This window comes from Stenotrophomonas sp. 85239_Sma, from assembly GCF_056481725.1.
On sequence record NZ_CM151163.1, the window covers coordinates 3,816,113 to 3,830,059 of the forward strand.

The window sequence follows — 13,947 nt, forward strand, 5'->3', positions numbered from 1 at the left end:
CCGGCCTCCGGCACCGGTAAAATGGCCGGCCCACTGCGCTGGATTTGAACCTCATGACGATTGATTACGCCCACGCCCGCGAACTGATGGTGGAACAGCAGATCCGTCCCTGGGACGTGCTGGACATCAAGGTGCTCGACGTCCTGGCCCGCCTGCCGCGCGAGGCCTTTGTCGCCGATGCACACCGGGCACTGGCCTACGCCGATGTCGAACTGCCGATCGGCCATGGCCAGAAGATGATGAAGCCGGTCATCGAGGGCCGTACCCTGCAGGCGCTGGACCTGCAGCCGGGTGACGAAGTGCTGGAAATCGGCACCGGCAGCGGCTTCCTGTCGGCCTGCATCGGCGCGCTGGCGCGCGACGTGCTGAGCCTGGAAATCGACCCGGAGCTGGCCGCCGCCGCGCGCGCCCGCCTGGATGCCTCCGGCCTGGGCACCAATGTCCGCGTGGAAGTGGCTGACGCCCTGACCTGGCAGACCGAACGCCGCTTTGACGTGATCTGTGTCACTGGTGCGGTCGACGTCGTGCCGTCACAGTTCGCTTCGTGGCTGCGTCCGGGTGGTCGCCTGTTCGTGATCCACGGCCGCTCGCCGGCGATGGAGGCCCTGCTGGTCAAGGCCGACGGCAGCAGCGAGTCCCTGTTCGAGACCGATATCGATTACCTGCGTGGTGCCGCCCCGGCCCCCCAGTTCCACCTCTGAGTCCAAGGAAGCCGCAATGATCCGCCGATCCCTCGCTGTTGCGCTGGCCACTGCCCTGCTGCCGTTGTCCGCCCATGCCGCCGACCTGCTGCAGGTCTACGAAATGGCGCGCAATGGCGATCCGCAGCTGTCCGCCGCCGAATCGACCCGGCTGTACGACAAGGAAGGCGCCGTGCAGGCCCGCGCTGCCCTGCTGCCGCAGATCAACGGCCAGGCCCAGCTGAACCGCACGCGCAGCGAGCCCAATGCCGACGCCAACTCCGGCTCGTTCACCAGCAAGCGCCGCACCTACACGATCGATGGCAGCCAGACGCTGTTCAACTGGACCCAGATCAACAACCTGCGCTCGCAGCGTGAACTGAGCAAGGCGGCGGACTTCACCCTCGATTCGGCCAACGACAGCCTGATCGTGCGCACCTCGGCGGCCTACTTCAACGTGCTGGTGGCGATCGAATCGCTGAACGCCGCACAGACCAATGAAGCGGCCGCGAAGAAGCAGTTCGACTTCGCCGACAAGCGCCTGGAAGTGGGCCTGGCGCCGATCACCGACGTGCACGAAGCACGCGCCCAGTACGACCAGGCGCGTGCCAACACCATCGTTGCGCAGAACACCTTGGCCGATAACTACCAGGCGCTGACCGAACTGACCGGCCAGCCTGTGACCAACCTGCGTGGCCTGCCGGCGGACTTCCGCCCGGAAGTGCCGGCCAACCGCGGCAACATCGACGAGCTGGTGCAGCAGGCCACCTCCCAGAATCCGGCGCTGAAGGCCCAGGAACTGAAGGTCAGCGCCGCCGAGGCTGGCGTGCAGGCCGCCCGTGGCGGCCATTACCCGACCCTGTCGCTGGGCGGCAGCTGGGGCAAGAGCGCGACCTGGGGTGACAGCACCGGTTCCGGTTCGCTGTCGCCGGACGCCCGCACCAACAGCATCGGCCTGACCCTGAGCGTGCCGATCTTCTCCGGTGGTGCCACCCAGTCGGGCGTGCGCCAGGCGCTGGCCCAGCGTGACATCGCCCAGGACGGCTACGAGCAGCAGAAGCGCGCCCTGGACCGCAACACCCGCAATGCCTACCAGACCCTGGTTCAGGGCATCAGCGAAGTGGAAGCACGCCGCCTGGCGGTGGTCTCGGCGCAGAGCGCGTACGACGCCTCGCAGGTCGGCCTGGAAGTCGGTACCCGTACCGTGCTGGACGTGATCCAGAACCAGCGCATCCTGTTCTCGGCGCAGCTGGATTACGCCCAGGCCCGCTACACCTTCCTGCAGAACCGCCTGCTGCTGAGCCAGTCGCTGGGTGCGCTGGACGTGGCCGAGCTGCAGGACGTCAACCGCCTGCTGACCCAGGACGCGGGCAACCCGGCAACGACCACGCACTGATCCGTCGCCCCGCCGGCAACGAAGAAGCCACCCGCAAGGGTGGCTTTTTTGCAGGCGGTGCCTCCACACGCACCGTCCTGTTGCGTGGCCCCGCGAATCCTCAGCCTGGCCATGCCCACAGGCGCTCCAGCGCCGCAAGCAGGCACAGGGCCGCCGCCAAGGGGGCCAGCATCGGCAGCATCAGCTCGCGGCCGGTTGCGCCCTGCCGCGTGTCTTTCCGTCGACGCAGCACCGCCAGGCACAGTGCCGCCATCACCAGCAGGGTTGCCGGACCCGGCAGCGTCGGCAGGGTGCCCAGCGGCAGCCACAACTCCAGCATCACCGCTGGCAGCCCGACCACCGCCACGGTCAGGCCGGCGCGGGATCGTCCCACCGCATCCCCCCTCCCCGGCCATAGCGACGTTGCCAGCCGCACGGCCAGCATCAGCAGCACCAGCTGCAGCGCGGCCAGACCCGCGGCCCCCGCCAAGGGCAACAACGGCAGCATCCACTGCAGTTGCGGATGCATCTGCAGCGCCACCGACAGCGGCCGGGTACTGGCCAGCGCGGAAAACTCGACCAGCCCGGCCTGCAATGCTGCCAGCACGATCAGCAGCAACATCGCCAGCAACGAGACCAGCGCCAGCACGGCCGGCTGCCACATCGCACCCCGGCGGCGCAGCGCAGGAAAGCCCAGTGCCAAGCCGACGCTGGCAAATACCCCCAGCAGCGGCACCGCAGCCGCCAGCACACCGCCCAGCCCAAAGCGATACGGCGCGGTCGCCGGTGGCAGCCAGGGAATCCAGTGGGCGTAGTGCACGTAACGTGCCGCGAGCGCCAGCAGCAACACCCCCGCACCGACCTTCACCGTCAGCAGGGCACAGGCCACCAGCACCGCACGCCGAGGCGGCAGCAACGCCAGCGCGCCCAGCATCAGCAGACCCATCGCCGCCGTCACCTGTTCCGGTAGCCAGTCGCTGGCCTGAAGGCCTTCCGCGGCCAGCACCGCGTATACATGGTGGGCCATGGACTGCGCCACGCCCGCCGTGGTCGCCACCAGCTCCAGCAGCAGGGCGACGCCCAGCACGCCAGCCACCCGCGACCCCCAGCTGGCAGCCAGCAGCCCGTGCAGGCCCTCTGCCGCCGGCAGCCGCAGCACCATATCCTGCAGGCAGCACAGCACCAGGCCGGCCCCCAGTGCGGCCAGCAACAGGCTCAGCACGATGGCCGGACCGGCCTGCGCCGCCGTGTGCTGACCCACCAGCGCGATCACGCTGCCGCCCACCAGAAGCGTCAGCGCCACCACTGCCAGATGGTCCATGCCCAGCCGGGCCCCACCGGTGCCGTCCCTGCCCCTGTCGCCGTCCATCGCAAGTTCCCTTGATATCCGCCCAAGCGCGGTCGACAGCAGGCTGGCAGCCTGCGTCGCCCTGCGGAATCAGAATCGGTGCCGTGTGCGCCACGATGTGATGGCAGGCACGCTGCCATTGGCAGGGTCGGTCCAGCAACGACAGAAAAATCGTCGCTAAGCAGAATTGATGAAGTTGATCACGACAATGCTCGCCAGCGCCGCTGACGCCGCGCTGACGGAATCACTCGTGCGGCGGGGGCAGGTGCGGCGCGACCAGGGCAAGCGTGCGCTGCAGCGCGCCGCGGCCGTTGCTGACCAGCGTGCAACCGGCGCGTGCCATGTCCTCGCGGGCCTGGGCATCGTCGAGCAGGTGCTGCAGCAGATCGCCCACCGCCTGCGCGTCCTCACCGATCAACAGCGCACCGGCCTCACGCATGCGCCGGGAGATTTCCGCAAAGTTGTGCAGGTGCGGGCCGGTCACCGCCGCCGTTCCCATCGCGGCCGGCTCCAGCAGGTTGTGGCCGCCGATGGCCTGCAGGCTGCCGCCGACGAAGGCGACCTGGGCGCAGGCATAGAACGGCATCAGCTCGCCGAGGGTATCGATGACGAACACGTCGGTGGCCGCGTGCGGCCACTGGTCCACGCGGCGGGTCGCCACGCTCCAGCCCTGTTCGCGCGCCAGTGCTTCCACCTTCGGGAAACGCTCGGGATGGCGCGGTGCCCACATCAGCAGCAGGTCCGGATGCTGCTGGCGCAGGCGCCGGTGCAGGTCGATCACCGCCTGCTCTTCGCCATCATGGGTACTGGCGGCGATCCACACGGGACGAGCGGCCGGTACCCGCGCATGGAACTGTTCGACGAAGCCCTGCATATCCGGTGTGGCGATGTCGAACTTCAGGTTGCCCAGCGCCTGCACCTGGCCGGGCTCCGCCCCCAGCTGCACGAAGCGCTCGGCATCGTCCTGCGACTGCGCGGCCACGCAGGTGACGGTGCGCAGCGCGCGGCGGATCAGTGCGGCCAGCAGCCGGTAGCCGCGCAGCGAACGCGCCGACAACCGGGCATTGAGGATGTACACCGGAATACCGCGGTCACGGCAGCCGAACAGCATGTTCGGCCACAGCTCGGTTTCCAGGATCAGCGCCAGGCTGGGCTGGAAATGGCCCAGGAAACGGTTGACGCTGCCCGGCACGTCGTAGGGCAGGTAGACATGGTCCAGGGCGTCGCCCCACAGCGCGCGCACGCGCTCGGAGCCGGTCGGGGTGATGGTGGTGATCACCCAGCGGATGTCCGGGCGCTGCTGGCGCAGGGCATTGACCAGCGGAGCGGCGGCATTGACCTCGCCTACCGAGACCGCGTGCAGCCACACCCGCGGCTGGCCGGTCGGCTGCGGATAGGAGGCGTAGCGTTCATCCCAGCGCCGGAAGTATTCACGGACCCGGAAGCCGCGCCAGACCAGGTGGTACACGGTGATCGGCAGCAGGATGTAGAGCACGACCGAATACAGGCCGCGCAGGATCCATTCGACAGGGTCTTTACGCATGCGGCAAGGATACGGGAGCCCCCGGGGAAAGACACGCGGCCGCCTTGGTAGAATGGCCCCATGTCAGATGCCTCCACCGCCGTCCGTCCATCGCTGCGCGATCCGCGCAACTGGCCGATGTTTGCCGCCATGTTCGGCGCCTTCGCCATCGCCCGCCTGCCGTGGATGCTGCAGCGCGCGCTGGGCCGGGGCGTCGGCTGGATTACCTGGCGCCTGCTTGGCAGCCGCCGCCGCGCCGCCGAGGTCAACCTGCAGCTGTGCTTCCCCGAGAAGGACGAAGCCTGGCGCCAGCGCCTGGTGCGCGATAGTTTCGACGCGCTTGGCGTGGGCGTGTTCGAGTGCATCCGTGCCTGGTGGGGCAGCATCGACCGCATCCGCCCGCACGTGCGGATCGAAGGCCTGGAACACCTGCGGCAGATGCAGGCCGAAGGCCGCGGCGTGCTGCTGGTCTCCGGCCACTTCATGACCCTGGAAATGTGCGGGCGGCTGCTGTGCGACTATGTCGACCTGTCCGGCATGTACCGCAAGCACAAGAACCCGGTGTACGAGTGGGCGGTGAAGTTCGGCCGCCTGCGCTATGCCAAGGCGATGTTCGCCAACGAGGACATCCGCGCGACCGTGCGCCATCTGAAGAAGGGCGGCTTCCTCTGGTACGCGCCGGACCAGGACATGCGTGGCAAGGACACCGTGTTCGTGCCGTTCTTCGGCCACACCGCTTCGACCATCACCGCCACCCACCAGCTGGCACGGATGACTGGTTGCGCGGTGATCCCCTATTTCCACCGCCGCGAAGGCGGGAAGTACGTGCTGAAGATCGGCGCCCCGCTGGAGAATTTTCCCAGCGAGGACGTGGAAGCCGATACCACGCGGGTCAACCAGGCCATCGAGGCAATGGTGCGCGAGGCCCCCGACCAGTACCTGTGGATCCACCGCCGTTTCAAGCGCCAGCCGGGCGGCCGGAGCGATTTCTACAAGTAGATCCACGCCATGCGTGGATGCTCTGCATCCGGGTGCCGGCAACTACAACGGCCAACGGCACCATGCGTGCGTACGGGTACTCACCCAACGCACTGGCCAGGCCCGCACGGACCGGAATCGCCGGTTCAGCAGCCGACTGCTGCGCGACTTCAGCAGGGCCATGCACTCGGCCAAGGTTTCGCTGCGCAGCTCCATCAGCCAGTGCAGATGGTCGGGCATGACCACCCAGGCGAGGCTGTGGCTGATACCGCGGCGCTCGACAAAGCGCAGACAGTCAACCAGGATCGCCACGTTGGCCGCATCGGCGAAAAACGGTTCGCGGTCCAGGGTTGCTGTGGTCAATGAGTACACGTTGCCGGATCGGGAATACCGACCGTGGCGAAGTCTGGGGCTGGCCATGCCTCCAGCGTGCGCAACCGGTGGGGGACACCGATATTGGAGATGTCGCCGTGTTCGGGTCGGGAAAGCCCCATCCACGCATGGCGTGGATCTACTGATCGGCTCCATGGTTGATCCCTGCCAGGCGCAGATGCGCGGTCACTTCACCGGCGGGGAATCATCTGCGTCGCGGGCCAGCAGGCTGCCGGCGAACAGGGCCGCCAGCAGCACGGTCAGGCCACCCCAGAACGCGGAATAGAACGCCAGGTGCGTATTGAGCGGAAACACGGTCACCGCCAGCGCCAGCATCGCCGGGCGGGCGCGATCACGCGCGGCCGGCGGTGCATAGCGCCAGGCACGCCAGGCCTGCGCCACCGCCGCCAACCACAGCAGCAAGCCCAGCACGCCGGTTTCTGCAAGGATTTCCAGCACGATCTGGTGGGCGTGCAACGCCGGTTGATTGCCCCACACTGCGGGGCCTTCGTCGGCCACGCACGCCGGATACGCATCGCGGAAGCCACGCGCACCGACGCCGTTGACCGGATGTTCTTCGATCATGCACACCGCCGCCGTCCAGATGCGCGCGCGCCCCGACAGTGCCTCGTCAACGCCCTGCCCGTCTTCGTTCCATGCCTGGGCCGTGCGCGCAACACGCTCGCGCAGCTGCGGCACGCCCGCTGCCAGTGCGGCCGTGCCCATCGCCGCCACCAGGGCAAGCAGGAGCAGCCGCTTCCAGCCGAACTGGCGCACGCCGCTGTAGGCCAGCACCAGCGCAAAGGTGATCCACGAGGCGCGCGAACCGGCCAGCAGCAACACGCATCCCAGCGCGGCAGCGGCCAGCAGCCACCCGGCACTGCCGAAACGCCGCGCCATCGGCAGCAACAGGAACGGTGACAGGCTGGCCAGCACCTGGCCGAATTTCAGATTGCACGGCCCAAGCACGCCACTGAGGCGGTCGGCCAGCACAGCTTCGCCGGCCGGGCACAGCGCGTGGCCACTCACGGCCAGCTTCAGGTGCTCCAACGACCAGAACCACGGGCTGGTGCCGGCCAGCGCCTGCACCAGTGCGTCCAGCGTCCACGCGCCGGTGATCAGTGCCAGGCCACCGAAGGTCAGCCGCCGCCGTTCCGGCGTGGCCACCGCGATCGCCACCAGCCACATGAAGGGCAGGTAGCGCAGCCCGGCAGCGGCCTTGGTCCATGAGGCCGACGGGTCGATGGCATCGATGGCCGAGAACGCCTGCGGCAGCCAGTAACCGAGGAACAGGATCGAGGTCAGCGCCCAGGCGGCGGTGCTCAACAGGTGCGGGCGGCGCTGCAGCCGGCGCATGACCATGCGCGCGGCAGCATAGATCGCGCCGAGGCCCAACACGGTCTCGGCGATGCCCGGCAACGGCCACATCGCCACGTACGCCAGCACCCACCAGGGCGCCCAGCGCCCGGCGCGGTCGTCGCGCACGATGACAGCGGGGTCAGCCGGCGAGATCGGCATAGAGGCGGAGGGTATCGCGCTGCATGGCCTGCAGGGTAAACGGGATGCGGGTCGGCAACGACGGTGGCTGCGCCAACAGGGCCAGCGCACGTTCACCCAGCGCGCGTGCATCACCGGGCGGCACCGCGCCGCTGGGCTGCAGCTGCTGCAGCAGTTCGCCCACGCCACCGTGGTCCCAGCCCAGCACCGGGCGGCCGACCGACAGCGCCTCGACCACGGTGCGGCCAAAGGCTTCCGGCTTGTCCGACAACTGCAGCACAAGATCGCTGGCGGCGTAGGCCTGGGCGATGCGTGCCGTCGGCGTGCTGATCTGTACGGCCTCGGCCACGCCCAATGCCGCAGCCTGGCTGCGCAGGTCAGCCACATAGGCCTCGCGCCCGGGTTCGTCGGTGCCCAGCATCCACAACTGGGCAGGCACGCCAGCGGCACGCACGTCGGCCAGCAACTGCAGCGCGTGGGCGTGGCCCTTCAGCCGGGTGCCGCGCCCCGGCAGCAGCAGCAGCGGGCCTTCCACCTGGGCCAGCCAGGGGTAATCGGCCGCCAATGCCAGCCGCGGGCGACGGTCGGCACGGGCCACGCGCGGGAACTGGCCGACATCGACACCGCGGGGAATGACCTGCAGTTTTTCTTCCGGCACCGTCGGGTAGTGGCGCTGCACGTACGCGCGCACGGTATTGGACACGCAGATCACGCGTTCGCCACTGGTCATCACCGCACTGTACCGGCTGGGCGAATTCAACCCGTGCACGGTGGTTACCCAATGCGGGCGCTGCGCGGCAGGCATGGCACGGATGGCGTACAGGCCCAGCCAGGCCGGCAGCCGCGAACGGGCATGCACGATGTCCGCGCCAACCTCGGCAAACAGCCGGCGCAGGGTAGGCAGATGGCGCAGGGTCAGCAGCGACTTGCGGCCGATGTCCAGGGTGAGGTGCTCGGCACCGCTGTCCAGCAGCGGCTGCACCAGGCGGCCACCGGCAGACACCACCAGCGCGCGATGGCCGGCGGCAACCAGGGCCGCAGCGATTTCCAGGGTCGAGCGCTCGACACCACCGGAGTGCAGCGCCGGCAGCAACTGCACCACGGTCAATCGGCGCATCGAAGGGGCCGCCGTTTAGTCGGCCAGCACGAACACGGAGCCGCAGTACGGGCACTGCGCTTCGCCGTTGGGTTCGTCTTCGATCGGCAGGTACACGCGCGGATGCGAGTTCCACAGCGCCATTTCCGGGGTCGGGCAGCTCAGCGGCAGATCGCTGCGGTGCACGGTGTAGCGCTTCTCGGCGTTGGCGGGCGCAGTGGCGGTATGGCTCATGGCGGATGTCGGTGAACGGGTTGCGAGGCCTGTGATTCTAGCATCTGGGCCGCACCGACATTGCGCCGCAACGGGTCGTTGCGCCCGCCCGTCGATGCCTCGCATCTCCCCGCCGCACGCCGGGCGGCAGCGCCAGGCAGGATTCTGTGGTCGTTCCGGCAGGTTCGCTCACCGGAATCGCCTCCAGCGATATTTCCCGCATTTGGATCGAACTAAATGGCACTTGCCAGCGCGCGGCGGCTGTTGCAGGATCGGGCCGGGTCGCACCTCGACCCCTCCAATCCAACCCGATCGCATGGCCCGCCCCCACCGGACCGGCATCGCCTCTCCCACTGCCAGCCTGGCGGGCGGAGCGATGCCGTCCGTGGTGTCCGCCGATGCGGGTTCTGCCCGCCGCCAGCCCTTCCGGGAGACCCTTGCATGACCCTGTCCGATCCGCGCCGCGCCCTGCTTCCACTCGCCCTGGCCCTGGCCTGTGCGACCACTGCGATGCCGGTGCTGGCACAGGGGCTGCAGACCTCGTTCGAACCGGGCGAACCTGCCCCGTCACAGGCGGCGGGTGCACTTCAGGTCACGATCGGCAATGGACCGGCCGCGCCCTACACCGCCAAGCGCAACGCCGGCTACAGCGGCCTGCATGCACTGCGCTACAGCAGCGCGGGCGGCAGCGCGCGGCGCGAACTGTTCAAGGCCGACCTGCCCATCGAGGCCGATACCACGCTGTCGTGGCTGGTACTGCCGGAGATCGTCGGCAAGGACACCGTCGCTTCGACCTTTGTCTCGCTGGACCTGCTGCTGGACGATGGCAGCCGCGTTTCGGCCGGTGAGGCACGCGACCAGCACGGCGTGGCGATCGGCGCACGCGCGCAGGGCGAGTCGAAGACGCTGTACCCGCAACAGTGGGCCCGCAAGGCGGTGCGGCTGGGCGACGTACCCACGCTGAAGGGGCGCCGCGTGGTGGCGATCGAGCTGGAGGTGGCCAGTGCCGAGGGCGCGCCGGTCTCTGGCTGGATTGATGACGTGCGCCTGGATGCAGTGCCGAGGCAGCAGCCACAGCGCGTCTCCGACTGGGTGCTGACCACCCGCGGCACCCAGGCCAACGGCACCTTCTCGCGCGGCAACAATTTCCCGGCCACGGCGGTGCCGCACGGGTTCAACTTCTGGACCCCGGTCACCGATGCCGGCGCACTGAACTGGCTGTACCGCTGGAACGAGCAGAACGATGCGCAGAACCGTCCACAGCTGCAGGCACTGGCGCTGAGCCATCAGCCCAGCCCGTGGATGGGCGACCGCCAGACCTTCCAGGTGATGCCCTCGGCCAGCCGTGGCGTGCCCGATGCCGACCGCCGCAGGCGCGCGCTGTCGTTCGACCACAACCATGAAAGCGCACGTCCCTACCGCTACGACGTGCGCTTCGACAATGGCATCGCCGCCGCGATCGCGCCGACCGACCATGCTGCGGTGTTCCGCTTCGATTTCCCCGAAGGCGGCGACGCCAACCTGCTGTTCGACAACGTCGACGCGCGTGGTGGCCTGACCCTGGACGCCGCCACGCAGACGCTGTCCGGCTACACCGATACGCGCAGCGGCCTGTCCAACGGCGCCAGCCGCATGTACGTGGTTGCCAGCTTCGACAAGCCTTGGCGCGGCAGCGGCCACCTCGACACCGGCCGCCCGACCGGCTACATCAAGTTCGATGCCGGCAGCGACCGTCAGGTGACGATGCGCATCGCCACCTCGCTGATCTCGGTGGAGCAGGCGCGGCACAACCTGGCACTGGAGATCGCCGCCACCGATACGCTGGAGAGCGTGGCCGGCCGCGCGCAGGATGCATGGGACGCACGCCTGGCCCGCTTCGATATCGGCGATGCCAGCGACGACCAGAAGACCACGCTGTACTCCAGCCTGTACCGGCTGTACCTGTACCCCAATTCCGGCTACGAGAACGCGGGCAGCGCGGCCGCACCGGACTGGCGCTACGCCAACCAGGCCAGCGCCAGCGATGACAACACCGACGGCAGCGCGAAGCGCAGCTTCACCGGCGTGCGCGACGGCAGGGTGTTCGTCAACAACGGCTTCTGGGACACCTTCCGCACCACCTGGCCGGCCTATGCACTGTTCACCCCCCACGATGCCGGGCAGATGGTGCAGGGCTTCATCGAGCAGTACCGTGCCGGTGGCTGGATCGCGCGCTGGTCGTCGCCGGGCTACGCCGACCTGATGGTCGGCACCAGCTCGGACGTGGCCTTCGCCGATGCATGGCTGAAGGGCATCGGCGGCTTCGATCCGGCCGAGGCCTATGCCGCCGCGCTGAAGAACGCGACCGTGGTCCCGCCCGACCGTCATGTCGGCCGCAAGGGCATGGACCGTTCGACCTTCCGTGGCTACGCCAGCGCGGACGTGCACGAAGGCATGTCGTGGACGATGGAAGGCGCACTCAATGACTTCGGCATCGCCAATATGGCCGACGCGTTGGCCAGGCGCGCGACCACGCCTGCCGCACGCGAGCGCTACAGCACCGAAGCGGACTACTTCCGCTACCGCGCCGCCAGCTACGCGACGATGTTCGATCCGGCCGCCGGCTTCTTCCAGGGCCGCACGGACGATGGCCGCTGGCGCGTGGATGCCAAGGACTACGACCCCCGCGTGTGGGGCCACGATTACACCGAATCCAATGGCTGGACCTTCGCTTTCACCGCCGCCCACGATGGCGAAGGCCTGGCCGCGCTGTACGGTGGCCGCGACAAGCTGGCGGCGAAGCTGGATGCCTTCTTCGCCACGCCGGAAACCGCGGACCCGGCACTGGCCGGCTCCTACGGCGGCACCATCCACGAGATGACCGAAGCGCGCGACGTGCGCATGGGCATGTACGCGCACAGCAACCAGCCGGCGCACCACATCCCGTGGATGTACCTGTACGCCGGGCAGCCGTGGAAGACCCAGCAGCACGTGCGCGAGATCCTGTCCCGGCTGTACGTCGGCAGCGAGATCGGCCAGGGCTATCCAGGCGACGAGGACAACGGCGAGACCTCGGCATGGTACGTGCTGGCCTCGCTGGGCCTGTACCCGCTGCGCATGGGCGCGCCGGAGTACGTGATCGGTTCGCCGGCCTTCCGTCACGCGCGGGTGGAACTGCAGGGCGGCGCGGTGCTGACCGTGAACGCGGCCAACAACTCACGCGAGAACATCTACGTGCAGTCGCTGAAGATCAACGGCACGCCCTGGACGAAGACCTGGGTGCCGCACGACCTGATTGCCAAGGGTGCGACGCTGGACTTCGTGATGGGACCGCAGCCCTCGCGCTGGGGCAGCGGCGTGGAGGACGTGCCGCGCTCGTTGACCGCCCGTGGCCAGCGGCCGCAGCTGCTGCACGACCTGCTCGGTAGCGGTGCGAAGGCGGCGCTGGCCGATGGCCGTGCCCTGCCGGCGCTGGTCGACGACGATGCGGCCACCACCGTGGGCCTGGGCGGCGGCGCAACCATCGCCCTGACCGGCCTGGCCGAAGGCGCGCCGATGATGTACACGCTCACCAGCGGCGACGGCCGCATCCAGGGCGGCGAATGGGCACTGGAAGCACGCAACGGCAACGGCCGCTGGACCGTGCTCGACCAGCGCAGCGGCGAAGCCTTCGAGTCGGCCCGCCAGACCCGCCCGTTCCGCATCGCCAAACCCGGTCGCTACAGCGAGTACCGGCTGCGCCTGGCGGCGCCGGGCCGGCTGCCGCTGGCGGAGATCGAACTGTTGGCGCCCAGCGCCGTACAATGAACCCTATGCGCTACCGTCTGTTGCCTCTGGCCCTTGTTGCCCTTTCCTTTTCCAGCCTTGGCCAGACCCAGGCCTTTGATGCGCAGCTGACCCGCGACGGCGTGACGCTGAACTACCAGGACGCCCGTGGCGCCCTGGCCGCGCCGCAGCGCAAGCGGGTGATCGATACGTTCTACTTCGCCTACCTGCGCGAACGCGCGGACTTCCACCCGGCTGCGCCGTCGATGGTGCGCATCGTGATCGATCCGGCCTACACCGGCATCGCGTTCGTCGGCGACAAGGACCAGGCGGCGACGATCACGATCAATCCGGGTTGGCTGGCACAGCATCCGAACGACATCGACCTGGTCACCCATGAGGCCATGCACATCGTGCAGGGCTATCCGGGCTACGGCGACGCGCGGGTGCCGGGCTGGCTGGTGGAAGGCATCGCCGACTACGCACGCGACCGCTACGGCATGGACAATGCCGCGGCCGGCTGGGCGCTGCCCGGCAAGGTCGAGAAGGGCCAGAACTTCGACAGCGGCTACCGGGTCACCGGCGCGTTCTTGAAATGGGCCGAGGCCGAGCATCCGGGCCTGGTGCTGGCGCTGGACAAAGCCCTGCGCGACGGCCGCTATGCACCGGCGCTATGGCAGAAGCACACCGGCAAGGCACTGCCGGCGTTGTGGGCGCAGTACGCCAAGCCGCGTTCCGACGCACCGCCGCCGGCCCCTGCACGCCGCGGAAAGCGGCGCTGACACCCACGCACACACGTCCGCCGGGCATCCCCGGCGCTACCGCATCGCTGCCTCAGCGCGATTGCACGAAACCTGCGTAGAGCGCGAACAGCTGCTGGAAATACCGCCGGGTCACTCGATTGCGCATGACACTTTCGCCGATGGGGAGGTGGTCGGGCCCAGGGTGGGAAGGCCGGTCCGGACCCTTCCCACGGCCAGGCCGCGTAGGCGTATTGGGCCGCAACGGCATTGCAGGGAAATGACCGGGTTGCGTAGCGCGTGTGGCAGGTTCGGCGGCCGTTGCGGCAAATGAAAACACCGGGCAGTGCCCGGTGTTCTCATTTGCGCCGACGTCCAACCG

At 68.8% G+C, this 13,947-nt stretch carries 10 protein-coding genes and 1 pseudogene; 5 read left to right on the forward strand and 6 right to left on the reverse strand.

What is annotated here, in order from left to right:
- Window positions 1–53 precede the first annotated feature (53 nt).
- Both ACYKG1_RS17720 and ACYKG1_RS17725 read left to right on the forward strand, forming a co-directional pair.
- On the forward strand, window positions 54–701 hold the full coding sequence (locus ACYKG1_RS17720) for a protein-L-isoaspartate O-methyltransferase family protein (protein WP_188485904.1): 648 nt from the start codon (window positions 54–56) through the stop codon (window positions 699–701).
- Window positions 702–717: 16 nt separating this feature from the next.
- Window positions 718–2,076 carry a TolC family outer membrane protein gene (locus tag ACYKG1_RS17725; protein ID WP_100473860.1) on the forward strand — a complete coding sequence of 453 codons (1,359 nt, stop codon included), beginning with the start codon at window positions 718–720 and terminating at the stop codon, window positions 2,074–2,076.
- Window positions 2,077–2,176: 100 nt separating this feature from the next.
- On the opposite strand, the gene ACYKG1_RS17730 is transcribed toward ACYKG1_RS17725, so the two are convergent.
- Complete coding sequence (locus ACYKG1_RS17730) at window positions 2,177–3,424, reverse strand: amino acid transporter (protein WP_478471028.1); 1,248 nt, start codon at window positions 3,422–3,424, stop codon at window positions 2,177–2,179.
- 223 nt (window positions 3,425–3,647) lie between these two features.
- Window positions 3,648–4,946, reverse strand: a complete 1,299-nt coding sequence (gene waaA, locus ACYKG1_RS17735) for a lipid IV(A) 3-deoxy-D-manno-octulosonic acid transferase (RefSeq protein ID WP_478471029.1) — start codon at window positions 4,944–4,946, stop codon at window positions 3,648–3,650.
- Between the two features lie 60 nt (window positions 4,947–5,006).
- On the opposite strand from waaA, the gene ACYKG1_RS17740 reads away from it, so the two are divergent.
- Window positions 5,007–5,924, forward strand: a complete 918-nt coding sequence (locus tag ACYKG1_RS17740; RefSeq protein ID WP_478471030.1) for an LpxL/LpxP family Kdo(2)-lipid IV(A) lauroyl/palmitoleoyl acyltransferase — start codon at window positions 5,007–5,009, stop codon at window positions 5,922–5,924.
- A 42-nt stretch (window positions 5,925–5,966) separates the two neighbouring features.
- Here ACYKG1_RS17740 and ACYKG1_RS17745 read toward each other — a convergent pair.
- The 4 genes and pseudogenes from ACYKG1_RS17745 to ACYKG1_RS17760 form a co-directional block, all read right to left on the reverse strand.
- A pseudogene (locus ACYKG1_RS17745) lies at window positions 5,967–6,323 on the reverse strand (REP-associated tyrosine transposase).
- A gap of 138 nt (window positions 6,324–6,461) precedes the next feature.
- Window positions 6,462–7,793, reverse strand: coding sequence for an O-antigen ligase family protein (locus tag ACYKG1_RS17750; RefSeq protein ID WP_478471031.1), 1,332 nt, complete (start codon window positions 7,791–7,793; stop codon window positions 6,462–6,464).
- Entirely contained in the window at window positions 7,774–8,889 is a 1,116-nt protein-coding gene (locus tag ACYKG1_RS17755) for a glycosyltransferase (protein ID WP_100473865.1), read from the reverse strand. Before ACYKG1_RS17755 ends, ACYKG1_RS17750 begins: the two co-directional genes overlap by 20 nt.
- Before the next feature lie 15 nt (window positions 8,890–8,904).
- A complete protein-coding gene (locus tag ACYKG1_RS17760; protein ID WP_005410967.1) occupies window positions 8,905–9,102 on the reverse strand; it encodes a zinc-finger domain-containing protein in 198 nt (65 codons plus the stop codon).
- A gap of 420 nt (window positions 9,103–9,522) precedes the next feature.
- Between ACYKG1_RS17760 and ACYKG1_RS17765 the strand changes: the two genes are divergently transcribed.
- A complete protein-coding gene (locus ACYKG1_RS17765) occupies window positions 9,523–12,867 on the forward strand; it encodes a GH92 family glycosyl hydrolase (RefSeq protein WP_478471032.1) in 3,345 nt (1,114 codons plus the stop codon).
- Entirely contained in the window at window positions 12,864–13,607 is a 744-nt protein-coding gene (locus tag ACYKG1_RS17770; RefSeq protein WP_478471033.1) for a basic secretory protein-like protein, read from the forward strand. The genes ACYKG1_RS17765 and ACYKG1_RS17770 overlap by 4 nt, the downstream gene beginning before the upstream one ends.
- Window positions 13,608–13,947 lie beyond the last annotated feature (340 nt).

Bases quoted from the DNA above. Each gene is read 5' to 3' on its own strand.
- ACYKG1_RS17720 (WP_188485904.1), top strand. From the start codon at position 54: ATGACGATTGATTACGCCCACGCCCGCGAACTGATGGTGGAACAGCAG.
- ACYKG1_RS17725 (WP_100473860.1), top strand. From the start codon at position 718: ATGATCCGCCGATCCCTCGCTGTTGCGCTGGCCACTGCCCTGCTGCCG.
- ACYKG1_RS17730 (WP_478471028.1), bottom strand. From the start codon at position 3,424: ATGGACGGCGACAGGGGCAGGGACGGCACCGGTGGGGCCCGGCTGGGC.
- waaA (WP_478471029.1), bottom strand. From the start codon at position 4,946: ATGCGTAAAGACCCTGTCGAATGGATCCTGCGCGGCCTGTATTCGGTC.
- ACYKG1_RS17740 (WP_478471030.1), top strand. From the start codon at position 5,007: ATGTCAGATGCCTCCACCGCCGTCCGTCCATCGCTGCGCGATCCGCGC.
- ACYKG1_RS17750 (WP_478471031.1), bottom strand. From the start codon at position 7,793: ATGCCGATCTCGCCGGCTGACCCCGCTGTCATCGTGCGCGACGACCGC.
- ACYKG1_RS17755 (WP_100473865.1), bottom strand. From the start codon at position 8,889: ATGCGCCGATTGACCGTGGTGCAGTTGCTGCCGGCGCTGCACTCCGGT.
- ACYKG1_RS17760 (WP_005410967.1), bottom strand. From the start codon at position 9,102: ATGAGCCATACCGCCACTGCGCCCGCCAACGCCGAGAAGCGCTACACC.
- ACYKG1_RS17765 (WP_478471032.1), top strand. From the start codon at position 9,523: ATGACCCTGTCCGATCCGCGCCGCGCCCTGCTTCCACTCGCCCTGGCC.
- ACYKG1_RS17770 (WP_478471033.1), top strand. From the start codon at position 12,864: ATGAACCCTATGCGCTACCGTCTGTTGCCTCTGGCCCTTGTTGCCCTT.